At 69.9% G+C, this 26,718-nt stretch carries 33 protein-coding genes and 1 pseudogene; 4 read left to right on the top strand and 30 right to left on the bottom strand.

Annotated features, from left to right (window positions below; all coding sequences use genetic code 11):
• Positions 1–78 precede the first annotated feature (78 nt).
• Complete coding sequence (gene eccCa, locus ABFX51_RS03435; RefSeq protein ID WP_091504997.1) at positions 79–4,089, bottom strand: type VII secretion protein EccCa; 4,011 nt, start codon at positions 4,087–4,089, stop codon at positions 79–81.
• Between the two features lie 268 nt (positions 4,090–4,357).
• Between eccCa and eccD the strand changes: the two genes are divergently transcribed.
• Positions 4,358–5,752 carry a type VII secretion integral membrane protein EccD gene (gene eccD / locus ABFX51_RS03430; protein WP_346052027.1) on the top strand — a complete coding sequence of 465 codons (1,395 nt, stop codon included), beginning with the start codon at positions 4,358–4,360 and terminating at the stop codon, positions 5,750–5,752.
• 10 nt (positions 5,753–5,762) lie between these two features.
• Positions 5,763–7,217, top strand: coding sequence for a type VII secretion-associated serine protease mycosin (gene mycP / locus ABFX51_RS03425; RefSeq protein WP_346052025.1), 1,455 nt, complete (start codon positions 5,763–5,765; stop codon positions 7,215–7,217).
• Positions 7,218–7,425: 208 nt separating this feature from the next.
• Here the strand turns inward: mycP and eccB are convergent, their stop codons facing one another.
• Complete coding sequence (gene eccB, locus ABFX51_RS03420; protein ID WP_091505000.1) at positions 7,426–9,021, bottom strand: type VII secretion protein EccB; 1,596 nt, start codon at positions 9,019–9,021, stop codon at positions 7,426–7,428.
• Positions 9,022–9,753: 732 nt separating this feature from the next.
• Here eccB and eccE point away from each other — a divergent pair.
• Positions 9,754–10,926 (top strand): annotated as a pseudogene (gene eccE / locus ABFX51_RS03415) (type VII secretion protein EccE); the annotation flags it as partial.
• On the top strand, positions 10,923–11,645 hold the full coding sequence (locus ABFX51_RS03410; RefSeq protein ID WP_091505002.1) for a hypothetical protein: 723 nt from the start codon (positions 10,923–10,925) through the stop codon (positions 11,643–11,645). The pseudogene eccE and the gene ABFX51_RS03410, both read left to right, overlap by 4 nt.
• Before the next feature lie 6 nt (positions 11,646–11,651).
• On the opposite strand, the gene truA is transcribed toward ABFX51_RS03410, so the two are convergent.
• From truA to rplV, 28 genes are all read right to left on the bottom strand, one after another.
• Positions 11,652–12,488: a tRNA pseudouridine(38-40) synthase TruA gene (truA, locus tag ABFX51_RS03405; protein WP_091505003.1), complete on the bottom strand. Its 837-nt coding sequence runs from the start codon at positions 12,486–12,488 to the stop codon at positions 11,652–11,654.
• A gap of 68 nt (positions 12,489–12,556) precedes the next feature.
• Positions 12,557–13,165 (bottom strand): 50S ribosomal protein L17, encoded by a 609-nt coding sequence (gene rplQ, locus ABFX51_RS03400; protein ID WP_091505004.1) that lies wholly within the window; start codon positions 13,163–13,165, stop codon positions 12,557–12,559.
• Positions 13,166–13,233: 68 nt separating this feature from the next.
• Positions 13,234–14,301 carry a DNA-directed RNA polymerase subunit alpha gene (locus ABFX51_RS03395; protein WP_091505005.1) on the bottom strand — a complete coding sequence of 356 codons (1,068 nt, stop codon included), beginning with the start codon at positions 14,299–14,301 and terminating at the stop codon, positions 13,234–13,236.
• Between the two features lie 91 nt (positions 14,302–14,392).
• Positions 14,393–14,998 (bottom strand): 30S ribosomal protein S4, encoded by a 606-nt coding sequence (gene rpsD, locus ABFX51_RS03390; RefSeq protein WP_091505006.1) that lies wholly within the window; start codon positions 14,996–14,998, stop codon positions 14,393–14,395.
• Positions 14,999–15,021: 23 nt separating this feature from the next.
• The gene (gene rpsK, locus ABFX51_RS03385; protein ID WP_091505007.1) at positions 15,022–15,426 is read right to left on the bottom strand and encodes a 30S ribosomal protein S11; all 405 of its coding nucleotides are present in this window, start codon (positions 15,424–15,426) and stop codon (positions 15,022–15,024) included.
• Between the two features lie 18 nt (positions 15,427–15,444).
• Positions 15,445–15,651: a hypothetical protein gene (locus tag ABFX51_RS03380; RefSeq protein WP_091505008.1), complete on the bottom strand. Its 207-nt coding sequence runs from the start codon at positions 15,649–15,651 to the stop codon at positions 15,445–15,447.
• Positions 15,648–16,028, bottom strand: a complete 381-nt coding sequence (rpsM, locus tag ABFX51_RS03375) for a 30S ribosomal protein S13 (RefSeq protein ID WP_091505009.1) — start codon at positions 16,026–16,028, stop codon at positions 15,648–15,650. Before rpsM ends, ABFX51_RS03380 begins: the two co-directional genes overlap by 4 nt.
• Positions 16,029–16,237: 209 nt before the next feature.
• Complete coding sequence (gene rpmJ / locus ABFX51_RS03370) at positions 16,238–16,351, bottom strand: 50S ribosomal protein L36 (RefSeq protein ID WP_004558882.1); 114 nt, start codon at positions 16,349–16,351, stop codon at positions 16,238–16,240.
• A gap of 33 nt (positions 16,352–16,384) precedes the next feature.
• A complete protein-coding gene (gene infA, locus ABFX51_RS03365) occupies positions 16,385–16,606 on the bottom strand; it encodes a translation initiation factor IF-1 (protein WP_004558881.1) in 222 nt (73 codons plus the stop codon).
• A gap of 233 nt (positions 16,607–16,839) precedes the next feature.
• On the bottom strand, positions 16,840–17,631 hold the full coding sequence (gene map / locus ABFX51_RS03360; protein WP_281245151.1) for a type I methionyl aminopeptidase: 792 nt from the start codon (positions 17,629–17,631) through the stop codon (positions 16,840–16,842).
• A 25-nt stretch (positions 17,632–17,656) separates the two neighbouring features.
• Positions 17,657–18,211 carry an adenylate kinase gene (locus ABFX51_RS03355; protein WP_091505011.1) on the bottom strand — a complete coding sequence of 185 codons (555 nt, stop codon included), beginning with the start codon at positions 18,209–18,211 and terminating at the stop codon, positions 17,657–17,659.
• The gene (gene secY, locus ABFX51_RS03350; protein WP_091505012.1) at positions 18,208–19,515 is read right to left on the bottom strand and encodes a preprotein translocase subunit SecY; all 1,308 of its coding nucleotides are present in this window, start codon (positions 19,513–19,515) and stop codon (positions 18,208–18,210) included. Before secY ends, ABFX51_RS03355 begins: the two co-directional genes overlap by 4 nt.
• A gap of 165 nt (positions 19,516–19,680) precedes the next feature.
• A complete protein-coding gene (locus ABFX51_RS03345; RefSeq protein WP_091505013.1) occupies positions 19,681–20,142 on the bottom strand; it encodes a hypothetical protein in 462 nt (153 codons plus the stop codon).
• A gap of 82 nt (positions 20,143–20,224) precedes the next feature.
• Positions 20,225–20,668: a 50S ribosomal protein L15 gene (rplO, locus tag ABFX51_RS03340; RefSeq protein WP_091505014.1), complete on the bottom strand. Its 444-nt coding sequence runs from the start codon at positions 20,666–20,668 to the stop codon at positions 20,225–20,227.
• Positions 20,665–20,850 (bottom strand): 50S ribosomal protein L30, encoded by a 186-nt coding sequence (gene rpmD, locus ABFX51_RS03335; RefSeq protein WP_091505015.1) that lies wholly within the window; start codon positions 20,848–20,850, stop codon positions 20,665–20,667. The genes rplO and rpmD overlap by 4 nt, the downstream gene beginning before the upstream one ends.
• A 1-nt stretch (position 20,851) precedes the next feature.
• A complete protein-coding gene (gene rpsE, locus ABFX51_RS03330) occupies positions 20,852–21,496 on the bottom strand; it encodes a 30S ribosomal protein S5 (RefSeq protein ID WP_091505016.1) in 645 nt (214 codons plus the stop codon).
• 34 nt (positions 21,497–21,530) lie between these two features.
• A complete protein-coding gene (gene rplR / locus ABFX51_RS03325) occupies positions 21,531–21,929 on the bottom strand; it encodes a 50S ribosomal protein L18 (RefSeq protein WP_091505211.1) in 399 nt (132 codons plus the stop codon).
• Positions 21,930–21,931: 2 nt separating this feature from the next.
• Positions 21,932–22,471, bottom strand: coding sequence for a 50S ribosomal protein L6 (gene rplF, locus ABFX51_RS03320; protein WP_091505017.1), 540 nt, complete (start codon positions 22,469–22,471; stop codon positions 21,932–21,934).
• Positions 22,472–22,487: 16 nt separating this feature from the next.
• The gene (gene rpsH / locus ABFX51_RS03315; RefSeq protein WP_091505018.1) at positions 22,488–22,886 is read right to left on the bottom strand and encodes a 30S ribosomal protein S8; all 399 of its coding nucleotides are present in this window, start codon (positions 22,884–22,886) and stop codon (positions 22,488–22,490) included.
• Between the two features lie 79 nt (positions 22,887–22,965).
• Positions 22,966–23,151, bottom strand: a complete 186-nt coding sequence (locus ABFX51_RS03310) for a type Z 30S ribosomal protein S14 (RefSeq protein WP_091505019.1) — start codon at positions 23,149–23,151, stop codon at positions 22,966–22,968.
• 3 nt (positions 23,152–23,154) lie between these two features.
• On the bottom strand, positions 23,155–23,718 hold the full coding sequence (gene rplE / locus ABFX51_RS03305) for a 50S ribosomal protein L5 (protein WP_091505020.1): 564 nt from the start codon (positions 23,716–23,718) through the stop codon (positions 23,155–23,157).
• Entirely contained in the window at positions 23,718–24,032 is a 315-nt protein-coding gene (gene rplX / locus ABFX51_RS03300) for a 50S ribosomal protein L24 (protein ID WP_091505021.1), read from the bottom strand. The genes rplE and rplX overlap by 1 nt, the downstream gene beginning before the upstream one ends.
• 1 nt (position 24,033) lies before the next feature.
• The gene (gene rplN / locus ABFX51_RS03295; protein WP_091505022.1) at positions 24,034–24,402 is read right to left on the bottom strand and encodes a 50S ribosomal protein L14; all 369 of its coding nucleotides are present in this window, start codon (positions 24,400–24,402) and stop codon (positions 24,034–24,036) included.
• Between the two features lie 73 nt (positions 24,403–24,475).
• Positions 24,476–24,778: a 30S ribosomal protein S17 gene (gene rpsQ, locus ABFX51_RS03290; RefSeq protein WP_091505023.1), complete on the bottom strand. Its 303-nt coding sequence runs from the start codon at positions 24,776–24,778 to the stop codon at positions 24,476–24,478.
• Positions 24,775–25,023: a 50S ribosomal protein L29 gene (gene rpmC / locus ABFX51_RS03285; protein WP_091505024.1), complete on the bottom strand. Its 249-nt coding sequence runs from the start codon at positions 25,021–25,023 to the stop codon at positions 24,775–24,777. The genes rpsQ and rpmC overlap by 4 nt, the downstream gene beginning before the upstream one ends.
• A complete protein-coding gene (gene rplP / locus ABFX51_RS03280) occupies positions 25,023–25,442 on the bottom strand; it encodes a 50S ribosomal protein L16 (RefSeq protein WP_091505025.1) in 420 nt (139 codons plus the stop codon). Before rplP ends, rpmC begins: the two co-directional genes overlap by 1 nt.
• A gap of 3 nt (positions 25,443–25,445) precedes the next feature.
• Entirely contained in the window at positions 25,446–26,309 is an 864-nt protein-coding gene (gene rpsC / locus ABFX51_RS03275) for a 30S ribosomal protein S3 (protein WP_091505026.1), read from the bottom strand.
• Positions 26,309–26,713 carry a 50S ribosomal protein L22 gene (gene rplV, locus ABFX51_RS03270; RefSeq protein ID WP_091505027.1) on the bottom strand — a complete coding sequence of 135 codons (405 nt, stop codon included), beginning with the start codon at positions 26,711–26,713 and terminating at the stop codon, positions 26,309–26,311. The genes rpsC and rplV overlap by 1 nt, the downstream gene beginning before the upstream one ends.
• Positions 26,714–26,718 lie beyond the last annotated feature (5 nt).

Genomic DNA, 26,718 nt, shown 5'->3' with positions numbered 1-26,718 from the left:
CCACCCCGGCACGGCCGACGCCCAGCGGCCGCACGGGGGCGGGCGCTGGGCGCGGCTGCGCGGTCGGGGCCGCGGGGCTCACTCCGGCTGGATCCACGACACCTGCATGAGCTGCTTGCCGACCTTGCGGCTGACCAGGATGCCGCGGCCGGGCGGCATCGGGCCCGGCTTGACGTTGCCCAGCAGCTGGCCTTCGTCCTTGCTGCCGTTCATCACGATGCCCGGCGCCGCGATCTCCTTCAGCTTGCCGATGATCGGGTCGTACGACGCCCGCGACGCGCCACCCGTGCGCCGCACGACGACCAGGTGCAGGCCGACGTCCTTGGCCTGCGCCAGGAACTCCGACAGCGGCTTGAGCGGGTTGCTGGTCTGGGTGGCCACCAGGTCGTAGTCGTCGACCAGGACGAACAGCTCCGGCCCCTTCCACCAGGACCGGTTGCGCAGCTGCTCCTGCGTGACGTCCGGACCGGGCAGGCGGCGGGTCATCGACCCGTGGATGTCCTTGATCATCCCTTCGAGCTGGTTCGACGACACCGCGTACCCGAGCAGGTGCGCGCCCTCGATGAAGCCGAGCATGGTGCGCCGGTAGTCCACCAGCACGATGACGGCTTCCTTGGCGGTGTAGCGCTCGGTGATCCCGCGGGCGATCTGCCGCAGCAGGTTCGTCTTGCCGGACTCGCCGTCGGCGAAGGCGAGGAAGTGCGGGTCGGCGTCGAAGTCCAGGTACACCGGCGCCAGCTCGTCCTCGTTGATGCCGATCGGCACCAGCTTCGTGTGCCGCTGCTTGTCCATCGACAGGATCTCGTCGTACGTGATGGTTTCGGGCAGCAGCCGCACCTGCGGCGCGATCCGCCCCTGCCACGCCGAGGCGATCTTGCCCACCGCGTCCGCCACACCCTGCGCGAGCGTTTCGGTGTCACTGCTGCCGTCGATGCGCGGCAGCCCGGTGAGCATGTGCAGCCGGTCCCGCGTCAGCCCGCGGCCGGGGCGGCCTTCGGGCACGTTCACCGCGACCCGGCGGTCGATGTCGGACTCGCTCGGGTCACCCAGCCGCAGCTCGAACCGGGTACCCAGCATGTCCTTGATCGCGGGGCGGATGTCGGCCCACCGGTTCGCCGAGATGATCACGTGGATGCCGTACGCCAGACCGCGCTGCGCGAGCGCGGTGATCTGCGGCTCCAGCTCCTCGAAGTCGTCACGGATGGCGCGCCAGCCGTCCACGATCAGGAACGCGTCACCGAACGGGTCCTGCTCCGCGGTGATCTCACCGCGGCGCTTGCGGTTGCGGAAGTCGGCCATCGAGTCGATGCCCATCGCCCCGAACCGGCCTTCCCGCTCGTTCGCGAGGGTGTTCAGCTCGGCGATGATGCGGCGGGCCTTGTCCGGCTCGCGCCGCGCGACCGCGACCCCGCCGACGTGCGGCAGGCCGGAGAGCCCGGCGAGCGTCCCACCGCCGAGGTCGACGCAGTAGAACTGCACCTCCTCCGGGGTGTTCGCCAGCGACAGCGACATGATCAGCGTCCGCAGCAGCGTCGACTTGCCCGACTGCGGGCCGCCCACCACGACACCGTGCCCCGCCGCACCGGAGAAGTCCGCCCACAGCGGGTCACGCCGCTGCTCGAAGGGCCGGTCCACGATCCCGATCGGCACCTGCAGCTTCCCGTTGCCGAAGAAGCCGACCGGCGACAGGCCGCGGTCCTCGGTCGGGTTCAGGTTGGGCAGCAGGGTGTCCAGCGAGTTCGGCTCGTCCAGCGGCGGCAGCCACACCTCGTGCGCGGGCGGGCCCTGCCCGACCAGCCGGTCGACGATCACCTCCAGCTCGGTGGGCTCGGTGGCCTCGTCGGACTCCTTCACCGGCGCCGCCGCGACGGGCTCCGGCTCGGGTTCCGGCTCCGGCGGCAACTCCACGAAGTCGGGCACGAACAGCTGCGGGCGTTTGTCCGCGCGCACCACCGTGGACACCGGGCCCGCCGTCTTGATGCCCGCGGGCCGGTACGGACCGGACACGTAGGACGCCTTGAACCGCACCATCGTCGACGTGTCGTACTTGAGGTAGCCCGAACCCGGGATCGACGGCAGCTCGAACGCGTCCGGCACGCCGATCGCCGCGCGGGACTCCGCCGCGGAGAACGTCTTCAGACCGATCCGGTAGGACAGGAACGTGTCCAGACCACGCAGCTTGCCCTCCTCCAGGCGCTGCGAGGCCAGCAGCATGTGCATCTGCAGCGACCGGCCGACACGGCCGATCTGGAGGAAGATGTCGATGAAGTCCGGCTTCGCCGTCAGCATCTCGGAGAACTCGTCGATGCAGATGAACAACGCCGGCAGCGGGTCGAGGTCGGCGCCGTTCTCCCGCGCCTTCTCGTAGTCCCAGACGTTCTTGTAGTTGCCCTTCGCCAGCACCTCCTGGCGCCGGGCGACCTCGCCGGCGATCGCGTCCTTCATGCGGTCGACCAGCGTCAGGTCGCCGGCCAGGTTGGTGATCGTCGCGGCGACGTGCGGCGCCTTGTCCAGACCGAGGAACGTCGCGCCACCCTTGAAGTCCACCAGGATCATGTTCAACGTGGTGGACGAGTGCGTGGCCAGCAGGCCCAGGACGAGCGTGCGCAGGAACTCCGACTTACCGGAACCGGTCGCCCCGATGCACAGGCCGTGCGGGCCCATGCCCTCCATCGCGGCTTCCTTGATGTCCAGCTCCACCGGCTGCCCGAACTCGCCGACCCCGAAGGGCACGCGGTAGCGGTCGCGCACCGGCCGCGGCCGCCACGCCTGCTGCACGTCGAACGTCATCGGGTCGCCGGGGATCCCGAGCAGCTCCAGCAACGTCGGGTTCGACAGCAGCGGTTCGTCCGAACTGGCTTCTTCGGCCGCGGAACCGACCCGATAGGGCGAAATCTTGCGGGCCAGGGCTTCCGCCTCGACCACGCTCAGGAAGTCCGGCTTGCCGAACCACTCCACACCACCCGCGCTGCGCGCGCCGACCCGCGTCTCCTCCACCACCAGCCGCAGACCACGGCGGGCGGCCAGGTTGCCCAGCGAGTCGGACAGGTCGATCAGCGTGACCCCGACCAGACCCTCCTCCAGGATGATCTGCTCCTCACGCGTGACCTCCGCGTCGTCGATCACGATCACCACGTGCGGCTGGTCCGGGTTCGGCGTCGCGTTGCGCGAGAACCGCGGCCTGTCCCGCAGCTCGGCGTCCAGCCACTGCTCGATCTGCGCGAGCGACCCCGCCATCATCCGCATCTGGCCGATGCCGTCGGACAACTCCGGGTGCTGCACGTGCGGCAGCCACTTCGCCCACTCCCACTCGGCCTTCGCCCGGCCCGCGGTGGCGACGGCGATCAGCACGTCGTCACAGCTGTGGAACGTGACCAGCTGGGCCAGCATCGCGCGCGTCAGCCCGCGCGTCAGCTCGCGGTCGCCCTGCAGGCTCACCGCGGCGAACCCGCGCAACGTGATCTGCGTCGGCAGGTCCGGCACGATCGAGTGCGCGCGCACGAACCGGCGCAGCGCCAGCGTCGCGATCGGCTCCAGCTCGTCCACGGGACCGGTCTGCGGCGGGACGAGCCGGGTGGCCAGCCGGTGCGAGCTGCGGCCCACGCGCAGGTGCAGGAAGTCCTGGTCGTTCTGGCGGCGCTCCCACATGCGGCGGCTCGCGGCCAGCGACCACAGCGCCTGCGGATCCGGGTGCACCCACTCCAGCGACGCGCGCTGCTCCGCCATCGCCTCGCGGGCGCGCTCACGCATCTGGCCGAGGTACCGCAGGTAGTCCTTGCGGTCCTCGTTCATCTCGGCCTTCTTGGCCCCGCCGGACTTCCCGCCGCCGGCGAACATGCCGCCCATCGACATGACCATCATCAGCGGGAACATCAGGGTCAGCGGGTTGCGGGCCGCCGAGCCGCCGGTCGTGAACAGCAGCACGACCATGCCCATCGTGGCCACGATCATGACCACGGGCATCATCTTCTGCACGATGTTGCCCGGGATCGTGCGCGGCACCTCGGGCGGCGGTTCGAGGTGCACCTCTCCACCCGGTGGGCGCGGCGCCGCCATGCGCGGCGTTTTCCGGAACTGCAGCGTGCTCACCGAAGGACCCCTCTTCAACTCGACGCCCGGACTTCCTGCCAGGTCCAGGGCCGTCCCACACGTTAGCGAACCCCGGCCCTCCGGCGGGGCGATACCGCGCGAACCGGACCCGTTTCCGCTGAAAACGCCCCACGGCGACCCCAGGTGCGCCCATACTAGGACCGGCCACCGACAGTCCGGGACTTCTCCGGCGGGTGGCGGGGTACGAGCAGCGGCGCCGGCCGGGTATAAGTAGCCCGCACCATTCTCTTTCTTAGGGGGCACGCACGTGGCAACGGGCACGACGGTATTCAGCAGGGTCACGGTGGTCGCACCGCGCACCCGGATCGACGTCGCACTGCCTGCCGACGTCGCGGTCGCCGACCTGCTGCCGATGCTGCTGGAGATGGCGAAGGAGACGTCGCCCGACGGCGGCGCCCGCCACGGCGGCTGGGCGCTGGCCAAGCTCGGCGACGCACCGCTGGACCCCAGCCGCACCCTCGCGTCACTGGGCGTTGTGGACGGTGAGCTGCTCCAGCTGCGCCGCCGCAACGAGAACCCGCCCCCGCCGCTGTACGACGACGTCGTCGACGCGATCGCCGACGCCGACCCGGACAGCTTCCGGCCGTGGACGAAGGAGACCGCGCAGCGCATCGGCCACATCGCGGGCGGGCTAGCGCTGATCACCGCGGCCGTGGCCCTGTTCACCGCGGGCCCGCTGTTCGGCGGCAACGGGCTGGCCACCGCGGTCGCCGCCGGGGTCGCCGCCATCGCGTGCCTCGCGGTCGGCGCCACCATCGCCAACGCCTACCAGGCCGAGAGCACGGGCGTCGTGATCGCCGCCGCGGGCGGGCTGCCGTTCGCGTTCGTCGCGGGGTTCTACGCGGTGCCGGGGCTGACCCTGCGGGCCAACCTGTTGCTGGGCAGCGGTCTCGTGGTGATCCTCGCGGCCGTCGCGATCCTGGTCATGGGCGCGGGCATCACGACGTTCATCGCGGCCGCCACCGCCGGGGTCATCGGCGTGCTGGCGTTCACCGTCGCCACCCTCATCGCGCACCCGGCGCCCGGCATCGCGGCGGGGACCGCGGCGGTGTCGCTGGCGGCGATCTCGGTGCTGCCGAGGGCCACGATCTGGCTGGCGAAACTCCCGCTGCCGCACGTGCCGGGCACGGCGGAGGAGCTCAAAGAGGACGATTCCTACCCGGACTACACCGCCATCGAGCGGCGCACCGCGGTGGCGCACAACTACATGACCGGCCTGCTCATCGGCTGCGGCAGCGCGACGGCGGTGGCGGCGATCATCACCGCGACCGCCCCTGGTGTCTTCGGCATCATCACCGCGGTGGTGGCGACGCTGGTCCTGCTGCTGCGCGCCCGGTCCTACGCCAACGGCGCGCAGGCCGTGGCCCTGCTGACCACCGGCATGGTGTCGGGCGCGGGGATCCTGATCGGCTGGATCTTCACGCAGAGCCCGGCCGGACGGCTGATGTGGGTCTTCGGGACGCTGGTGCTCGTCGCGGCGGGCTCGCTCGTCGTCGGCGTGATCTTCCCGAACCAGCGCTTCTCGCCGCCGCTGCGGCGGACGGTCGAGGTGTTCGAGGCCATCTGCATCGCGACGGTGCTGCCGCTCGCGCTCGCCGTGATGGACCTGTACACGACGCTGCGCCACGTCTCGTTCGGCTGAGAGGGATTTCGTGCGTACCTTGGGGGTTCCCGGCCGGTCCGCGGTCGTGCTCCTGGCGGGGGCCCTCGGGGTCTTCGGCCCGCTGAGCGCGTCCGCCCAGGAGTCGTCGGCCACCGCGGGGCAGCCGTGGGCGCCGCCGCCGGTGAGCGTCGGTCATCCGGACGACGGCAACGGGCAGCAGAGCGACATCCCGTACCAGAAGTCGAAGGAGTGCGTGACGCGCGACCTCGACAACAACATCGTGCTGCGGGAAAAGCCGTGGGGCCAGCAGTACCTGCAGATCGAGCAGGCCCAGAAGCTGGCGGTCTCCGCCCGCGGCAGCGCCGGTGGCGGCATGAAGGTCGCGGTCATCGACACGGGCGTCACGCAGCACCCGTACTTCCGGTTCCCGGTGCAGGGCGGCGGTGACTACGTCAACGCCGCCAACCAGGGCCTCGAGGACTGCGACGGCCACGGCACCGAGGTCGCCGGCATCATCGCCGCGAACACCCCGGCGGACACGGGTTTCAAGGGCGTCGCGCCGGACGCGCAGATCGTGTCCATCCGGCAGTCCAGCCAGAACTACTCGCAGCCCAGCCAGCCCTCGGGCTCCGGTGGTGGCGGGCAGACCGGCGGCGGCAGCCGTGAACAGGGGCAGGGCGCGGGGAACACGCACACGCTGGCGCAGGCGGTCGTGCGGGCCGCGAACCTCGGCGTCAACGTCATCAACATGTCGGTGGACAACTGCCGTCCCGCCGACGGCACGATCAACTCCGGTGAGCGGGAGCTCCAGGCCGCGATCCACTACGCCGTGACGGTGAAGGACGTCGTGGTCGTCGCGGCCGCGGGGAACACCTCGGAGAGCTGCAAGCAGAACAACCAGCCCGACCCGAACCGGCCCCAGTCGATCGTGAGCCCGCCGTGGTTCGCCGACGACGTGCTCTCGGTCGCGGCGATCGACGAGACCGGCGGGGTGGCGTCGTTCAGCATGAACGGGCCGTGGGTGAGCGTGGCCGCGCCCGGCACGAAGATCACCTCGCTCGACCCGTCGAAGGGCACGAGCGCGCTGGCGAACCAGGTCGTCGAAGACGGGAAGCTGCAGGACATCCAGGGCACGAGCTTCGCGGCGCCGTACGTCGCCGGTGTCGCGGCGCTGGTGCGGGCGCAGTACCCGAACCTGAACGCGCGCCAGGTGATGCACCGCATCGAGGCGACCGCGCAGCACCCCGGTGCGCCCGGCGGCCGGGACAACTACATCGGCTTCGGCGTGGTGAACCCGGTGGCGGCGCTGACCGCGATCGTGCCCTCGGAGGAAGGCATCACGCCCGCGCGGGCCGAGCAGCTGCCGTCCGGTCTGCCGCCCGCGGCGCACAAGAACTGGACGCCCGCGGCGGTGGCGCTCGCCGGCACCGGCGGCGGGATCCTCGTCCTGCTGATCACGCTGTTCGTGGTCCACACCATCCGGCGCAACCGCCCGGCGCAGTAGTAGTCCTCCGGCGGAAACGTGCCCAGCAGCCTCGATCGCTAGGTCGCCGGGCCCGTCCGCATGCGGCCCGGATCGCGCGAAGAACGGCGCCCGGCGGCTACCTCACCCGGGTCGCCGGTCCGGCTTGTACCGGCACTGAACCTCCCCCACGAACAACGGGCCCGGCAGCCAGGTGAGGCTGCCGGGCCCGTTGTCGTCGCGCGTTCGGTCAGTTCCCGCCGTTGGACTGGCCGCTGCCCGCGGCCGCGTCGCCCTGCTGCGTCGGGAACGTGCCGGCGTTGGGGCTCACCGGGATGTCGTCGTAACTGCGCTGTGCGTCGCTGACGTTGAGGGACGTGCCCGCGGGCAGCAGCTTCAGGATCGTCTCGGGCGCGGGGCGCGGAGCCGGGTTGTCGAGCCCCAGCGCCTTGAGCGTGTTGGCGTCCGGGATGCCGTACCGCAGGCCGTTGTCGGTCACCAGGCTCATCGGGCCCTTGCCGAACGAGTCCGCCCCCGTCGCGGACTGGACCACCGCGGCGCGGCCCGGCGGCATGTAGAAGTGGTCGATCTTGAGCCCGTCCGGGTCGGGCTTGCCGATGTCGATCAGCTTGGCGTCGGCGGGCTTGGGCAGCGTCTCCCCGACCGAGACGACCGTGTGCGGCTGGTTGTTCACGACCGTCCAACTCAGACACGTCGACGGGAACTTCGTCGGGTCGAGGATGGTCGGGACCACCGACGGCATGGTGGTCACCGGCAGCGCGTCCGGGTCGGCCGGCTGGATCTGGTGGATGCCGTTGATCTCGTTGGGGCTGACCTCGGGGATGTCGCGGCTGCTGGACTGCGCGGCGCGGATCAGGTCGCCGACCGCGGGTTCGACCTTCTGGATGCCGGTCGGCAGCAGCACGTACACGTCCCGCGCCCCGGTCACGCTGTTCACCGCGAACACACTGCCGTTCCGCAGACCTTCACCGGCCAGTTGCGGGAAGTTCGACCCGGTGCCCAGTCCCGGAATCGTGGGAGCGGTGAGCCTCGGCACCTCCGGGATCGCGCCCAGCAGGCCGATCGACATCTGCCGGGCCGGAGTGGCGAGCCGGAACAGCGACGCGACCGCGGGGTCGTTCGGGTCGACCTGCGCGCGGACGGTGTTGGCGTTGGGGTCGTTCGGGTTGTTGGGCAGGCGGTAGATCAGGTAGTACTTCCCGTTGTCCGCCTTGGCGTACACCGCCGAGTCGAGCGCGAGTTCCTTGCCCAGATCGGAAACCCCCGCGAAGACGGTGGTCTCCCGCCCGGCCTGCTGCAGCTGGAGCGACTCCGGCAGCTTGGTGTTGATGATCAGGTTGTCGCAGACGCCCCACGCGTCGCTGATGCGCTGGTCCGCGGTCGGCAGCAACTGCGGCCCGTCCACGATGCCGGTGCGGCGGTTGTGCGGGATGTCCTTCAGGGAATTGTCCGGTACCACAGTCGGTTCCACGACCTGCCCCGCCGCACCCTTGGACTGGGCGAGCAGCAGCAGCCGCGCCGAGGCGAGGTTGAACGTGGGCGTCAGCGACTTGGGGTTGCCCGAAACCACGTAGATGGTGCCGGAGTCCTTCCCGATCACGATGCCCGAATCCGGGACCGCGGGGGACGGGCTGATCAGGCCGTAGATCACGAACCCGACGATGCCGAGCAGCCCGAGGATGAACCCGACGATCGTCGCGCGCCCGTGCGTGCGCATCGGGTCGTGCAGCATGACCGAGTCACGCCGTACCAGGGCCGACTGCATCCGGCGCAGCACGAAGCGGTACGCCTGGACCTGAGATTTGGTTGTCGGTGTTGACGGCATTCTGGACCTACAGCTCCCCGAGTCGCGGTACGGTTCCGCAGGATAACCGTAGGAGAACCGTACTGGTGCGGGTTTCGGGCAACTGGAGCTGGGCCGACCGCGCTAGGGTCGGGTTCGCTTTCGGCAGCAGTACGACGAGGGGAAGAGAAAGCGCGGATGTCCGTCACCACGCCGCCACGACCGGGTGGGCCTCCTGGCTCGCCGCCGCCCCGGCGCCCGGCGGGTCCGCCGCCCCGGCACGGAAGGCCGGGCCAGCCGCCCCTCGTCCCCACCGGCCCGGGCGGGCCGGGTGTGCCCGGACCGGGTGGGCCCGGCGTGCCCGCTCCCGGGCCCGGCGGTCCTGTGCCCGGCGGGCCTGTGGGCCCTGTGCCCGGCGGTCCGGGGGGTCCTGGCGGGCCCGGTAGCGGTCGACCCGGTGGGCCTGGTGGCCCCGGGCCTGGCGGTCCCGGCGGTCCCGGCGGCCCGGGTGGTCCGGGCGGTGGCGGCCCCGGTGGTCCAGGCGGGCCTGGTGGCCCCGGGGGTGGTGGCCCCGGCGGCCCGGGTGGACCTGGCGGCGGTGGACCTGGCGGCCCCGGCGGCGGGGGCCCCGGCGGCCCCGGTGGACCCGGTGGCGGTGGCCCCGGCGGTCCTCCCCCTGGACGGCAGGGCCCGCCCTCCGGCGGCGCCACTCCGGCGCCCGTCGCGCCGCCCGCGCGGCCCCGGCGCGCCAACGCGAGCCTCGGCCCGTTCCCCGTCGCGAACCTCGTCGTGCTCGAGGTGGGGCTCGCGATCGGGCTGGTCCTGCTCGCGATCAACACCTCGATGCTGTACGTCGCCGTCGGGGTGGTCGGCGCGGCGCTGCTCGTCGCGATCATCCGGTGGCGTGGCAAGTGGTTCACGCAGTGGTTCGGCCTGACGCTGCGCTACTCGTTCCGCTCACACGACCGGGTGGCGACCCCGCCCCCGCCGAACGTGGAACCCAACCAGGACGAGGCGGTCACCGGCCCCGAGGACGCCCGCGTCAGCCTGCTGCGGCTCGTCGTCCCGGACCTCGTCGTGGCCCACAGCATCGACCACGAACGCCAGCAGGTCGGCCTCGCCTGGCACGACGGCACCTGGACCGCCGTGCTGCTCGTCGAGCCCACCCCCGCGTTGATCACCCAGGCCGGTGGCGCGCCGAGCCTCCCGCTGTCGGCGCTCGCGTCCACGCTGGAGGACCGCGGCGTCGTGCTCGACTCCATCCAGGTCATCTGGCACACGTACCCGGGCAGCGCCGCGCTGCCGTCCGAGTCGCCCGCGCTGACGTCCTACATGGAGGTCCTGGGCCCGCTGCCCGCCGCCGCGCGGCGCACGACGTGGGTCGCCATCCGGCTCGACCCCCGTCGCTGCCCCACGGCGGTGCGGGAACGCGGGGGCGGCGTCGTCGGTGCGCACCGGGCGCTGATCGGTGCCCTGTCCCGGGTGCGCAACGCACTCGAGTCGCAGGGCGTGCCGACGCGGCCGCTGGACCCGGACGAGCTGCTGCGGGCCGGGATCTCCGCCGCGGAGCTCACCGCCGTCGCCGGCAGCGACGCGCGGACGAGCATGCGGGAGCACTGGACGAGCGTCACCGCCGCCGGCATCGGGCACGCCAGCTACGCGATCACGAGCTGGCCGAAGGGCCGGATCACCAACAGCCTCAACGCGTTGACGAGCGTGCGTGCGCTGTCGGCGACCGTCGCGCTGTCGATCTCCCCCGCCGACGACGAGGGCCAGATCGGGCTGCGTGGCGTCGTCCGGATGAGCGCGCGCAACCCGCGTGAGCTCGACGCGGCCGACGACCGGCTGTCCACTTTGGCCGACAAGGTGGGCGTGTCGCTGACGCCGTTACGGGGCCTGCAGATCGAGGGCCTGGCGGCGACCCTGCCGATGGGAGGAACGGCGTGAGCCTGCGACTGCGTGATCCGGGGCGGAACAACGGGGTGGCCCCGGAGTTCACCGTGGACCCGAAACTGCTGGACGCGATCAGCCCCTCCGGCGACCGCGGCGGCATCGTGGTCGGTTCCGGGCTCAACGGGGAACCCCTGACGATCTCGGCGCTGCGGGCGGTGCCGACGCGCATCGTGCTCGTCGGCGGGCTGTACCTCGCCCGGCAGGTGGCGTTGCGGGCCATGGCGGTGGGTGCGTGGGTGGTCATCGCGACCGGGCGTCCCGCCGCGTGGCAGGTGCTGCCGAAGGCCGCGGGCACCGGCCCGAACGGGCAGCCCTCGCCGCTGGCGCAGATCCGCCGCCTGTCGCCCGTCGAGCTGCCGCGGCCGTCGGAGGACGCGCCGCTGCTCGTGGTGACGGACGGCGGCCCGACGCCGCAGGACCTGTTCCCGCCGCGCTCCCCCTGGCAGACGACCGTGTACGTGCTGCCGTACCTGCACCCGCAGGCGACGACGATCGCGAACGCGGCGGACATCGTGCTGATGCAGCGGCTGCCCGTGGGCCAGGCCGAGCTGGCCGCACGCATCTGGCGGCTGCCGCCGCAGATGATGCGGCAGCTGACCACGCTGAAGGACGACCAGGTGGTCGCGCTGGGCGCGAACCTGTGGCGGCCGCTCCGGCTCGTCACGACGGCCAAGGAGCAGCAGCTCCTCGGCCCCGTCCGCCGCGGCGACTGAGCGGGGCTAGGAAGCTTCCGTGGGCTGGCGGAGGGCGCGGGTCTGCTCGGCTCGCGCCGCCAGCTCGTCGTCCGGCGGGTAGTCCACGCCGATCAGCGTGAGGCCGTGTGCCGGGGCGACGGCGCTGTCCCGCGTCTTGCTGCGCAGCACCTCGGCGGGCCAGCCGATGGGGCGACGGCCGTCGCCGACCAGCAGCAGGGCACCGACCAGGCTGCGGACCATCGAGTGGCAGAACGCGTCCGCGGACACGCGGGCTTCGATGAGGTGCGCGTCGAGCCGCTGCCACGCGAACTGCTGCAGCTCCCGGATCGTCGTGCTGCCCTCGCGGAACTTGCAGAACGACGCGAAGTCCCGCAGCCCCAGCAAAGCCTCTGACGCCTCGTTCAGCGCCGTCACGGACAGCGGACGCCCCCAGGCCAGTGTGTCCCGCCGCAGCAACGGATCCACGCCCCAACGAGCGTCTGAGACCCGGTAACGGTAGTGCCTGCGCACCGCCGAGAAGCGCGCGTCGAACCCGGCAGGCGCCACGCGCGCGGACAGCACCCGGACGTCACCCGGCAGGTACCGGTTCCAGCGGTGGCACATCCGCTCCAGGTCCGGGATCCCGTGCTCGTCCACCGGCAGCCGCCCGGACGGCCCGCGCAACGGGACGACGTCGACGTGCACGACCTGACCCGTGGCGTGCACCCCCGCGTCCGTCCGCCCGGCAACCACGACCGAACGCGGCACCTCCGCACCCGGCGGCTGCTTCGCCAGCGCGTCTTCCAGCAGCCCCTGTACGGTGCGGCGGCCTGGCTGCCGCGCCCAGCCGGAGAAGTCCGTGCCGTCGTAGCTGACGTCCAGGCGCAGACGAACGAGCCCGCCCTCCCCGGTGGGGAAAGCGGGCTCGTCGCGTCGCGGGGATCCGGTCGTCAGGACTCGTCCTTCTTGGACTCGTCCGCGGACTCCTCGGCAGCCTCCTCGGACTTCGCCTCGGCCTGCGGGGTCTCCTCCGCCGCGCCCTCGGCGGGCTCCGCGGTGGCCTCCTTGGTCGCCGAAGCCGGGGCCTCGGCGTCCTGGTCGGCGACCTCGGCGGCGTCCGTGGTCTCGGCGGGAGCCTCGGTCTTGGCCTCGTCCTTGGCGAAGCGGCTCTTGCGGGCGCGCTCGGCCTCCGACGTCACCGTCTTCTCCGACACCAGTTCGATGACCGCCATCGGGGCGTTGTCGCCCTTGCGCGGGATCGTCTTGGTGATCCGGACGTAGCCGCCCGGACGGTCCTCGAAGAACGGGCCGATCTCGGCGATCAGCTTGTGCACCACATCCTTGTCGCGGATGACCCGCTGGATCTGGCGCCGGTTGTGCAGGTCGCCGCGCTTCGCCTTGGTGATCAGCTTCTCGGCGAGCGGACGGACCCGGCGAGCCTTGGCCTCGGTGGTGGTGATCTTGCCGTGCTCGAAGAGCGACGTGGCCAGGTTCGCCAGAATCAGCCGCTCGTGGGCCGGCGATCCACCGAGACGGGGGCCCTTCGTGGGGGTGGGCATTGCTTCTCCTCGTTCAGCTTCACAGCTGACGACGGCGGCTGGTCCACAGTGGACCAGCCGTCAACCGCCTACAGCTGCTCCGTCTCTGCGTAGTCCTGGCCGTCGTCGTGGCCAGCGTCGGAAATGCCGTCGACACCCTCGGGCGAGGACCAGCCCTCACCGTCGTAGCTGGCGGCGGCAGCGGTCGGGTCGAACCCGGGCGGGCTGTCCTTGAGGGACAGGCCCAGACCGACCAGCTTCAGCTTGACCTCGTCGATCGACTTGGCGCCGAAGTTGCGGATGTCCAGCAGGTCGGCCTCGCTGCGCGAAACCAGCTCGCCCACCGTGTGGATGCCCTCGCGCTTGAGGCAGTTGTACGACCGGACGGTCAGGTCCAGGTCCTCGATCGGCATCGCGTAGGCGGCGATGGTGTCCGCCTCCTGCGGCGACGGGCCGATCTCGATGCCCTCCGCGTCGACGTTCAGCTCGCGGGCGAGACCGAACAGCTCCACCAGCGTCTTGCCCGCCGAAGCGACGGCGTCCCGGGGCGTGATCGACGGCTTGGTCTCCACGTCCAGGATCAGCTTGTCGAAGTCGGTGCGCTGCTCGACACGGGTCGCCTCGACCTTGTAGGTGACCTTGAGGACCGGCGAGTAGATCGAGTCGACCGGGATCCGGCCGATCTCCGCACCCGCCTGCTTGTTCTGCAGGGCGGGCACGTAGCCGCGGCCGCGCTCGACGACCAGCTCGATCTCCAGCTTGCCCTTGCCGTTCAGCGAGGCGATGTGCAGATCGGGGTTGTGCACGGTGACACCGGCCGGCGGCACGATGTCGGCCGCGGTGACCTCACCAGGGCCCTGCTTGCGCAGGTACATGGTGACCGGCTCGTCCTCCTCGGAGGAGACGACGAGCTCCTTGAGGTTCAGGATGATGTCGGTGACGTCTTCCTTCACCCCGGGGACGGTGGTGAACTCGTGCAGCACCCCGTCGATGCGGATGCTGGTGACCGCCGCGCCCGGGATGGACGACAGCAGCGTGCGCCGCAGCGAGTTGCCGAGGGTGTAGCCGAAGCCCGGCTCCAGCGGCTCGATGGTGAACCGGGACCGGGTCTCGTTGATCGGCTCCTCGCCGAGGGCCGGTCGCTGTGAAATCAGCACTTTCTGGGTTTCCTTTCCTGCCGGCGCCCGCCATATGACGCCGAAAGGGGTGGCGAAGCGGGGGCCGCCGGGATGCGGCCCCCGCCGTCGATCACTTCGAGTAGAACTCGACGATCAGCTGTTCCTGCACCGGAACCTCGATCTGGGCCCGCTCGGGGAGCTGGTGCACCAGGACACGGAGGTTGGACGGCACGACCTGCAGCCAGGCGGGGACGGGGCGCTGCCCGAACTCCTCCTTGGCGGCCACGAAGGGCAGCATCTGCAGCGACTTCGGCCGGACATCGATGATGTCCCACTTCTCCACCTGGTAGCTGGGGATGTTCACCTTCTGGCCGTTGACCAGGAAGTGCCCGTGGCTGACCAGCTGGCGCGCCTGACGGCGCGTGCGGGCGATGCCGGCGCGGTAGATCACGTTGTCCAGCCGGGACTCGAGGATCTGCAGCAGGTTCTCACCGGTCTTGCCCTGACGGCGCGCAGCCTCCTTGTAGTAGCGGCTGAACTGCCGCTCGAGGATGCCGTAGGTGTGGCGAGCCTTCTGCTTCTCCTGCAGCTGGAGCAGGTACTCGGACTCCTTGACCCGGCCGCGGCCGTGCTGGCCGGGCGGGTAGGGGCGACGCTCGAAAGCCTGGTCGCCGCCGATGAGGTCGACCTTGAGACGCCGCGAGATACGAGTCGCGGGGCCGGTGTAGCGAGCCATGTGTTCTTACTCCTCCCCGTTCCTCAGACCCGGCGCCGCTTGGGCGGGCGGCAGCCGTTGTGGGGCTGCGGGGTCACGTCCTGGATGGTGCCGACCTCGAGCCCGGCGGCCTGCAGCGAGCGGATCGCCGTCTCACGGCCGGAGCCCGGGCCCTTGACGAACACGTCGACCTTCTTCATGCCGTGCTCGGCGGCCTTGCGGGCGGCGTTCTCGGCGGCCATCTGGGCGGCGAACGGGGTGGACTTGCGGGAGCCCTTGAACCCGACGTGCCCGGACGACGCCCACGAGATCACGGCGCCGGTCGGGTCGGTGATCGACACGATGGTGTTGTTGAACGTGCTCTTGATGTGCGCGTGACCGTGCGCGACGTTCTTCTTTTCCTTCCGCCGGACCTTCTTGGCCCCGGCGGTACGAGACTTCGGTGGCATGTGGGGGTGTTTCTCCTCTTAGCGCGAGTTTTCGGGCTGCTCGGCGGCAGCCGCGGCGGCGGCGATGCGGGCCTCCTGCTGGCCGCGCCGGATCAGCGAACCGGCGTCGGTGTACAGCTGGCGGAGGGCCATCGGACGGGCGTAGAGAGCCTTCGGCGACACGCACGACGTGCGGACCAGGCGCTGACCGCCCATCCGCACGACCTTCCTGCCCTGGACGCTCACTTCTTGCCAGCCTTCTTCTTGCCGGCGACCGTCTTCTTCGGGCCCTTGCGGGTACGGGCGTTGGTCTTGGTCCGCTGACCGCGGACCGGCAGCCCGCGGCGCCACCGCAGACCCTGGTAGGTGCCGATCTCGATCTTGCGCCGGATGTCGGCGTTCACCTCGCGGCGGAGGTCACCCTCGACCTTGTAGTTCTCTTCGATGTAGTCGCGGAGCTTGACGAGGTCGTCGTCGGTCAGGTCCCGCACCCGGGTGTCCGGGTTCAGGGCCGCGGCCGCGATCAGCTCCTTGGACCGGGTACGGCCGATCCCGTAGATGTAGGTCAGCGCGATCTCCAACCGCTTTTCGCGGGGGAGGTCTACGCCGGCGAGTCGTGCCATGTCGGCTGGTGCTCCTTCAGTGGTTTCTTCCGCTCCAGGTTTCTCCCCGCCCGGTTCCGGGACCGACTCGCTGTCGTGCCACCCGCTTGCGCGGCTGGTGTCCCGGCCCCGGCCTGGAATCCGGGGGTGGGCGGAACCGCTGTCCGCGGTCCCGCAGGCGCGGGGAGGGTTATCTCGCTGTCAATCCGCCCTGCGCGGAGTGCGCGCGATCAGCCCTGACGCTGCTTGTGCCGCAGGTTCTCGCAGATCACCATGATCCGGCCGTGGCGGCGGATCACCTTGCACTTGTCGCAGATCTTCTTGACGCTCGGCTGAACCTTCACGTCTCCTGCTTCCTTATGCGTTGCTCACCGTCATCACTTGTAGCGGTAGACGATGCGACCACGGGACAAGTCGTAGGGCGAAAGCTCCACGACGACCCGGTCCTCCGGCAGGATGCGGATGTAGTGCTGCCGCATCTTGCCGCTGATGTGCGCCAGGACCTTGTGGCCGTTCTCCAACTCGACTCGAAACATCGCGTTGGGGAGTGGCTCGACCACGCGACCCTCGACCTCGATGGCCCCGTCTTTCTTAGCCATGTCCTCCGCGTTTCGTGATATTGGTTGAGCACCGAATGCCTGCCTTGGTGGTGCCGGCACACACGCCACCCCGACTCCAAAGCCGCAAAAAGTTTCACGAGCACGCTGGACCCGGCGTGATGAGTACGCCGACTAGACAGTGTACGCACCCCGTGTCGCGTCGTGCGAGGCGGGGGGAGGTGTGTTAAGCGTCTCGCCACCAGGCGGCCACTCGAGGCCGCCGGCGCGGTCGGTCAGGCCTCTTCGGGGCCGGTCAGCACCCAGGGGCCGTCGCCGGTGATGGCGACCGTGTGCTCCCAGTGGGCGGCGCGCGAACCGTCGGCGGTGACGACCGTCCAGCCGTCCTCCAGCTCGACGGTCTCGCTGGTGCCGCCGGTCAGCATGGGCTCGATGGCCAGCGCCATGCCGACCTCCAGCCGCGGGCCCTTGCCCGGCTTGCCGACGTTGGGCAGGAACGGGTCCATGTGCATCTCACGGCCGATGCCGTGCCCGCCGTACTCCACGATCTGCCCGTAGGACACCCCGTCGGCCACCGAGGCGGCGTCGGCGGCGCTCTGCACCGCGAACGAGATGTCGGTCAGCTTCGCGCCGGCCACGGCCGCCTTGATCCCGGCCCACATGGCGGCCTCGGTGGCCGCCGACAGCTTGCGGTCGGCCTCCGAGACCTCGCCGATGGCCAGCGTCACGGCCGAGTCGCCGTGCCAGCCGTCGAGGATCGCGCCGCAGTCGATCGAGATGAGGTCGCCATCGGCGAGCACCGTCTGCGGCGAGGGGATGCCGTGGACGATCTGCTCGTTCACCGACGCGCAGATCGAGCCCGGGAAGCCGTGGTAGCCCTTGAACGAGGGCACCGCCCCGGCCTCCCGGATCGTCTGCTCGGCCAGCTCGTCGAGCTCACCCGTGCTCACACCCGGCTTCGCGGCCTCCGCCAGCAGCCCCAGCGAGCGCCGCACGACGAGCCCGGCGGCACGCATCGCCTGCAGCTCACCGGGGCTCTTCAGCTCGATCGAGCTGCGCTTCCGCAACCTCAAAATCCGACCGCTTCCCGGCTCACTGCCGCTCGCGCAACGCCGCGAGCACGCGGCCCGAGACCTCGTCGACGTCGCCGACGCCGTCGACCTTGATCAGGATGTCCGCGTAGTACTCCAGCAGCGGAGCCGTCTCCGACAGGTACACCTGCTGGCGCCGCCGGATGACCTCCTCGGTGTCGTCCGTGCGGCCGCGCGACAGCAGCCGGGCCACGACGACGTCCTCGGGCACCTCGAGCTGGATGACCGCGTCGAGCGCCTGGTCCGACTCGGCGAGCAGCTCGCCCAGCACCTCGGCCTGCTTGGTGTTGCGCGGGAAACCGTCGAGCAGGAAACCGGCCTTCGTGTCGGCCTCGGCGAGGCGCTCACGCACCATCTCGTTGGTCACCTTGTCCGGCACCAGCTCGCCCGAGTCCAGGTAGCGCTTGGCCTCCTCGCCGAGCGGGGTGCGCTCGGAGACGTGGGCGCGGAACAGCTCACCCGTCGAGATGTGCGGCACGGAGAGCTTCTGCGAGAGCGCCGTCGCCTGGGTACCCTTCCCCGCTCCTGGGGGACCGACAAGAACCAGGCGAGTCATCGCAAGAACCCTTCGTAGTTACGCTGCATCAGCTGGCTTTCGATCTGCTTGACGGTGTCGAGACCGACACCGACCATGATCAGCACAGCCGTCCCCCCGAACGGGAAGCTCTGGTTGTTCCCCTGCTGGGTCATCGACAGGAAGAAGTTCGGCAGGATCGCGATGATGCCGAGGTAGATCGACCCCGGCAGGGTGATCCGGCCCAGCACGAAGCTCAGGTACTCGGCCGTCGGCCTGCCCGGGCGGATGCCCGGGATGAAGCCGCCGAACTTCTTCATCTCCTCCGCACGCTCGTCCACGTTGAACGTGATCGTGATGTAGAAGTACGTGAAGAAGATGATCAGGGCGAAGTACAGCAGGATGTGCACCCAGCTGCCCTGGTTGACCACGTAGTTCTGCAGGAAAACCTGCCAGCCCGACGCGCTCGTGGGGTTGCCGATGAGCCGGCTGATGAGGTCGGGCAGGTACAGCAGCGAAGAGGCGAAGATGACCGGGATGACACCGGCCTGGTTGACCTTGATCGGCAGGTAGGTCGACGTCCCGCCGTACATCCGCCTGCCGATCATGCGCTTGGCGTACTGCACGGGGATCCGGCGCTGGCCCTGCTCGACGAAGATGACGCTCGCGATGATGACGAGGCCGAACACGCACACCAGCGCGAACACGAGGCCACCCTGGCTGTTCAGGATGTTCATGCCCTCGGCGGGGATGCGGGCCGCGATGTTCAGGAAGATCAGCACGGACATGCCGTTGCCGACGCCGCGCTCGGTGATCAGCTCGCCCAGCCACATCATCACGGCGGTACCGGCGGTCATGGTGATGACGATGATCGCCAGCGAGAAGATGCTGTTGTCCGGGATGATCGACTCGGTGCAGTTCGGGAACAGCTGACCGCGGTCGGCGAGCGCCACCACACCGGTCGCCTGCAGGATCGCCAGCGCGATCGTCAGGTACCGGGTGTACTGCGTCAGCTTGTTCTGGCCGGACTGGCCTTCCTTCTTCAGCTCCTCGAACCGCGGGATCACCACCGTGAGCAGCTGGATGATGATGCTCGCGGTGATGTACGGCATGATGCCGGTCGAGAAGATCGACAGCTGCAGGAGCGCACCGCCGCTGAACAGGTTCAGCAGCGAGTAGATGCCCGATGAGTCGGCCTGCGCACCGCACGTCTGCACGTTCGGGTAGGAGACCCCGGGCGCCGGAGTGACCGCACCGATCCGGTAGACGGCCACGATCAACAGCGTGAACAGGATCTTCTTGCGCAGGTCCGGCGTGGCGAGAGCCGAGCGGAAGGCGCTGAGCACGCGGGGGACCTCCTCGGCGTCGCCGGCGCTTGTCGCCGGCGATCGGCTTGGCCGGCACGGGGCCGGCGGGAACACAACCTCCTGGGCAAGCCAGGAGCGCTCCAGGACAGACTTGTCCCGCAGCGTGCTGCCGACTCTAACAGCCACGCAGGGTGGCGCTACACGTCAGGTGGCCTTTACCCGACCTTCGGCGGGCAGAGCGGCCAGTACGGTCCCCGCGAGTGCCAGCACGGCCGCCGCCAGCACGAGCCAGAACCCCGGCCCCGGCGTCGCCCGCACGGTCTGCGCGGCGGCGGTGACCAGCACCCCGGCCAGGAAGGCCGCGGCGACAGCGGCGGCGAGCACGGCGGCCCAGCGCACGACGGCGGGAGCCGGGCGGGGAGCCGCGACGACGGCGAACAGGGCCGCCACGGCCAGCAGAGCGCCCGCGACGGCGAGGGGGAAACCGTTGCGGGCCACCCCGGTGGAGGAGGGCTCCGCGCCCCAGCCGGTGACCGACAGCACCCCGGACGAGTAGAGCGTGAGGAACGGCGCGGTGAAGGCCGCGACCGAGGCGACCAGGCACAGCAGGGCGCCCAGCAGCCGTCGCCGGTCCCAGCCGGGCTGTTCCAGCTCCCCAGCCGCCATCCGTCGATGGTGACAGGCTGAGGTCACGAAAACGGCGAAACGGCCCGCCGGTGATCCGGCGGGCCGTTCCTGGGGGAAAGCGTCAGGCCGTGGTGGCGGAACCACCCGCGGCTTCGAGCTTCTCCTTGGCCGAGTTGGAGAAGGCGTCGGCGGTGACGTCCAGCTTGACGCTGACGTCGCCGTTGCCCAGCACCTTCACCAGCTTGCCCTTGCGGACGAGACCGCGGGCGGCCAGGTCCTCCTTCGACACGCTGCCACCGTCGGTGAACACGCGGGCGATGTCGCCCACGTTCACCGGCTGGTACTCCGTGCGGAACCGGTTCTTGAAGCCACGCAGCTTCGGCAGCCGCATGTGGATGGGCATCTGCCCACCCTCGAACCCGGCGGGCACGTTCTTCCGGGCCTTGGTGCCCTTGGTACCGCGGCCCGCGGTCTTGCCCTTCGAGCCCTCACCACGGCCGACGCGGATCTTGTCGCGCTTGGCGCCAGGAGCCGGCCGGAGGTGGTGGATCTTGATGGCGGTCATGACTGGACCTCCTCGACGCTCACGAGGTGGCGGACCGTGTGGATCAGGCCACGCACCTCAGGAGTGTCCTCCCGCACCACGGACTGCCGGATCTTGCGCAGACCGAGGGTCCGCAGCGAGTCCCGGTGGTTCCGCTTGGTGCCGATCTTGCTCTTGACCTGGGTGACCTTCAGCTGAGCCATGTCAGACCCCCTGTCCCGCGCGCTGGCGGAGCATGCGAGCCGGCGCCACGTCCTCGAGCGGCAGGCCACGGCGGGCCGCCACCTCCTCCGGACGCTGCAGGGCCTTCAGCGCCGCCACGGTCGCGTGCACGATGTTGATCGCGTTGTCGGAGCCCAGGGACTTCGACAGCACGTCGTGCACACCCGCGCACTCCAGCACCGCACGCACCGGGCCACCGGCGATGACACCGGTACCGGAGCTGGCGGGGCGGAGCAGGACCACACCGGCGGCGTCCTCACCCTGGACCGGGTGCGGGATGGTGCCGGCGATCCGAGGCACGCGGAAGAAGTTCTTCTTCGCCTCCTCGACACCCTTGGCGATCGCCGCGGGCACCTCCTTGGCCTTGCCGTAGCCGACGCCGACCTGGCCGTCACCGTCACCGACGACGACGAGAGCGGTGAAGCTGAAGCGACGACCACCCTTGACGACCTTGGCGACGCGGTTGATCGTCACGACCTTTTCGAGGTGCGGGGTCTTCTCCTGGCCGGCCCCGCCACGGCCACCGTCGCGGCGGTCCCTGCGGTCACGACGGTCGCCGCGGTCGTTGCCGCCCTGGCCACCCGGTCCGCCCTGTCCGCCGCCGAATTGCCGTGTACGTCCCGGCATCAGGCGTTCCTTCCGTTCTCGAGGTTGTGCATCACTAGAACTCCAACCCACCCTCGCGGGCGGCGTCGGCGAGCGCCGCGATGCGACCGTGGTAGCCGTTGCCACCGTGGTCGAAGACGACACCCGAGATGCCCGCGTTCTTGGCGCGGGCGGCCACCAGCTCGCCGACCTTGGCGGCCTTGGCCTTCTTGTCGCCCTCCAGCGCGCGCACGTCCGCCTCCATGGTGGACGCCGCGGCCAGCGTGTGGCCCGTCAGGTCGTCGATCACCTGGACGTAGATGTGCCGGGAGGACCGCTTCACCGACATCCGCGGGCGCTGCGCGGTGCCGCTGATCTTCTTGCGGAGCCGGAAGTGACGGCGCGTCTTCGCGACGCGGCGCCGGGTCGACACGTCCTTGCCGATCGGCTTCCGCTTCGTAGCAGTTTCGCTCATGATCACTTACCCGTCTTTCCGACCTTGCGACGGATGCGCTCACCCTCGTAACGCAGCCCCTTGCCCTTGTACGGGTCAGGGCGACGCAGGCGACGGATCACCGCGGCCGTCTGGCCGACCTTCTGCTTGTCGATGCCGGACACCGAGAACCGGGTCGGGGTCTCCACCTTGAAGGTGATGCCGTCCGGGGCCTCGATCAGCACCGGGTGGCTGTAGCCGAGGGCGAACTCGAGGTCCTTGCCCTTGGCCTGCACGCGGTAACCGACGCCGTGGATTTCGAGCTTCTTCTCGTAGCCCTCGGTCACGCCGACCACCAGGTTGTTCACCAGGGTCCGGGTGAGACCGTGCAGCGCCTTGCTCTCCCGCTCGTCGTCGGGGCGCTTGACCTGCAGGACGCCGTCCTCACCGCGCTCGACGGTGATCGGCTCGGCGATGGTGTGCGACAGCGTGCCCTTGGGGCCCTTGACCGAGATGGTCTGGCCGTCGATGGTCACCTCGACCCCGGCCGGGACGGGAATCGGCAGCTTTCCGATACGCGACATGCCTGAACTCCCTTCCTCACCAGACGTAGGCGAGGACTTCCCCGCCCACTCCGTTGCGCTTGGCCTGCCGGTCGGTCTGGAGACCGCCCGACGTCGAGATGATCGCGATGCCGAGGCCGCCGAGCACGCTGGGCAGCTCGGTCGACTTGGCGTACACCCGCAAACCAGGCTTCGACACACGGCGCAGACCCGCGATGCTGCGCTCGCGGTTGCGGCCGTACTTCAGTTCGACGACGAGGTTCTTGTGCTTCTCACCCGGCTCGGAGCGGTAACCCGCGATGTAACCCTCGCGCTTGAGGATCTCCGCGATGTTCTGCTTGAGCTTCGAGTGGGGCAGCACGACCTCGTCGTGGTACGCCGAGTTGGCGTTGCGCAGACGAGTCAAGAAGTCTGCGATGGGGTCGGTCATCGTCATGGTGACCTGTCAACCTTTCTCGCCTGGTTCCCCCGACGATCGCGAGGGCCTGTGGCGAAGTGGGAGCCTGATTCCGGTATTACCAGCTGGACTTGGACACGCCCGGCAGTTCGCCCGCGTGCGCCATCTCGCGCAGGCACACCCGGCACAGGCCGAACTTGCGGAAGACCGAGTGCGGCCGGCCGCAGCGGTTGCAGCGGGTGTAGGCGCGCACCTTGAACTTCGGCTTGCGCGCGGCCTTGGCGATGAGAGCCTTCTTGGCCATGGCTTACGCCTCCTTGAACGGGAAGCCGAGCTTGCGGAGCAGCGCGCGGCCCTCGTCATCGGTGGTAGCGGTGGTGACAACGGTGACGTCCATGCCGCGGGGGCGGTCGATGGAGTCGGGGTCGATCTCGTGGAACATCGACTGCTCGTTGAGACCGAACGTGTAGTTGCCGTTGCCGTCGAACTGCTTGGGCGAAAGCCCGCGGAAGTCCCGGATGCGCGGCAGCGCGATGCTCAGCAGCCGGTCCAGGAACTCCCACATGCGGTCACCGCGCAGCGTCACGCGGGCGCCGATCGGCTGACCCTCGCGCAGCTTGAACTGCGCGATGGACTTGCGCGCCCTGCGCACCTCGGGCTTCTGCCCGGTGATGAGCGTCAGGTCGCGGACGGCGCCCTCGATGAGCTTGCTGTCCCGCGCGGCGTCGCCGACACCCATGTTGACGACGACCTTCACCACGCCCGGGATCTGGTGCACGTTGGCGTAGGTGAACTCCTGCTGGAGCTCGTTCTTGATCTGCTCGCGGTAGCGGGTCTTCAACCGCGGCTGGATCTTCTCTGCGGTCGTCATCAGATGTCCTTACCGGTCCGGCGCGAGATGCGAACCTTCTTGCCGTCCTCGCCGATGCGGTAGCCCACCCGGGTCGGCTTGCCGTCCGAGTCCACGACCATCACGTTCGAGACGTGGATGGGCGCTTCCTGCGTGACGATGCCGCCGGACTGGGCGCCGCGCTGGGTCTGGGTGATCCGGGTGTGCTTCTTGATCCGGTTCACGCCCTCGACCAGCACGCGCTGGCGGTCCGGGTAGGCCTGGATGACCTTGCCCTTGGCGCCCTTGTCCTTGCCCGAGATGACGACGACCGTGTCACCCTTCTTGACCTTCATGTCAGAGCACCTCCGGAGCCAGCGAGATGATCTTCATGAACTTGCGGTCGCGCAGCTCACGGCCGACCGGGCCGAAGATGCGGGTACCCCGCGGCTCGTTGTCGTTCTTGATGAGCACCGCGGCGTTCTCGTCGAACCGGATGTAGGAGCCGTCCGGGCGACGCCGCTCCTTCACCGTGCGGACGACGACGGCCTTGACCACGTCACCCTTCTTCACCCCGGCAGCCGGGATGGCGTCCTTAACGGTGGCGACGATGATGTCGCCGATGCCCGCGTAGCGCCGCCCCGATCCACCGAGCACGCGGATGCAGAGGATCTCCTTGGCACCCGTGTTGTCGGCGACTCGCAGCCGCGACTCCTGCTGGATCACGTCAACTCCTGTATGTCTCGCCGGTTCTCGCTCGCGCGAGCCTGGCGGAACGGATAGGGGCGCGAACCCCTACTTACTTGGCCTTCTCCACGATCCGCACGAGCCGCCACCGCTTGGTGGCCGACAGCGGGCGGGTCTCCATGAGAATCACGCGGTCGCCGATGCCGGCGCTGTTCTCCTCGTCGTGCGCCTTCACCTTGCTGGTGGTGCGGACGACCTTCGGGTACTTCGGGTGCTTCTTGCGGTCCTCGAGCTCGACCACGATGGTCTTGTCCATCTTGTCCGAGACGACGTAACCCTCGCGAACCTTGCGGTAGTTACGACCCGAGTCCCGCTTCTGCACCGGCTGCGCCGCGAGCTGTTCGGTCTCGCTCATGCCGCACCTTCCTCGTTCTCACCGTCGGGAGCGACCGACAGGCCCAGCTCCCGCTCGCGCATGATCGTGTAGATCCGCGCGATGTCGGTGCGCACGGTGCGCAGCCGACGGTTGTTGTCCAGCTGCCCGGTGGCCATCTGGAAGCGGAGGTTGAACAGCTCCTCCTTGGCCTCCTTCAGACGCAGCACCAGCTCCTCGTTGGTGAGCTCACGCAGCTCCGAGGGAGCGACTCCGGCTTTCGCCATCAGAACTCACCACCTTCACGGGTCACGATTCGGCACTTCATCGGCAGCTTGTGGATCGCGCGGCGGAGCGCCTCGCGGGCGGTCGCCTCGTTCGGGAAGCTCATCTCGAACATGACGCGGCCCGGCTTGACGTTGGCGACCCACCACTCCGGCGAACCCTTACCGGAACCCATGCGGGTTTCGGCGGGCTTCTTGGTCAGCGGGCGGTCCGGGAAGATGTTGATCCAGATCTTGCCGCCACGCTTGATGTGCCGGGTCATGGCGATACGAGCGGACTCGATCTGCCGGTTGGTCACGTAAGCGGGTTCAAGCGCCTGAATGCCGTACTCGCCGAAGGTCACCTTCGTGCCGCCACTGGCGGCACCGGTGCGCTTCGGGTGGTGCTGCTTGCGGTGCTTGACCTTGCGTGGGACGAGCACGCCTCAGCCCTCCGTCTTCTCGGCCGCGTCCGGCTTGCCCTGCGCAGGGGCCTCGCTGGTCGCGACGTCCATGTCAGTCTTGGCGCCACCGCTGCGCTCCTGAGCCGCGGCCCGGCCGGCCTCGGTGGAGGTCGGCGTGGTGCCCGACGCGCCGGAGCGGCGCGGACGGGACGGACGGTCGCGACGCGGCGCGCGCTCGGCGGCCGCGGCGGCGTCCCGCTCGTTCTTGGCCTTCAGGCCACCGACGATGTCGCCCTTGTAGATCCACACCTTGACGCCGATGCGGCCGAAGGTGGTGCGGGCCTCGAAGAAGCCGTAGTCGATGTCGGCACGCAGCGTGTGCAGCGGCACGCGGCCGTCGCGGTAGTGCTCCGAGCGCGACATCTCGGCACCGCCGAGGCGGCCACCGCACTGCACGCGGATGCCCTTGACCTGCGGCGAGCGCATCGAGGTCTGGATCGCCTTCCGCATCGCACGGCGGAACGCCACGCGGTTGGACAGCTGCTCCGCGACGCTCTGCGCGACGAGCTGGGCGTCGGCCTCGGGGTTCTTGACCTCGAGGATGTTCAGCTGGACCTGCTTGCCGGTCAGCTTCTCCAGCGCGCCGCGGATCCGGTCGGCCTCCGCGCCGCGGCGGCCGATGACGATGCCGGGCCGGGCGGTGTGGATGTCGACGCGGACGCGGTCACGGGTGCGCTCGATCTCGACCTTGGAGATGCCGGCGCGCTCCATGCCGGTGGACAGCAGCTTGCGGATCTTGACGTCCTCGGCCACGTACTCCGCGTACTGCTTGTCGGCGTACCAGCGGGACTTCCAGTCCGTGGTGATCCCGAGCCGGAAGCCGTGCGGGTTGATCTTCTGGCCCACTACCGGCCACCCTTCTTCTTACCGCTCTTCTTCTCAGGCCGGGACTCGACCTCGACCGTGATGTGGCTGGTCCGCTTGCGGATCCGGTACGCGCGGCCCTGGGCCCGCGGGCGGATGCGCTTGAGCGTCGGGCCCTCGTCGGCGTAGGCGTTCTTCACCCACAGCGTCTCGGGGTCCAGGTCCAGGTTGTTCTCCGCGTTGGCGATGGCGCTCGCGAGCACCTTCGCCACCGGCTGGCTCGCCGCCTGCGGGGCGAACCGCAGGATCGCCAGCGCCTCCTGGGCGTTGCGACCCTTGATCAGCTCGATCACCCGGCGCACCTTCATCGGCGAGTCCCGGACGAAGCGAGCCCGCGCGTAAGCCGTCGGCAAAGCCTCGGCCGTAGCGTCAGTCTGGGCACTCATTCGTT

The sequence above is a fragment of the Amycolatopsis dongchuanensis genome, from assembly GCF_039542405.1.
GTDB lineage: Bacteria > Actinomycetota > Actinomycetes > Mycobacteriales > Pseudonocardiaceae > Amycolatopsis_E > Amycolatopsis_E sacchari.
The sequence above is the reverse complement of the archived record's forward strand: the minus strand, read 5'-3'. Positions and strand labels throughout refer to the sequence as shown.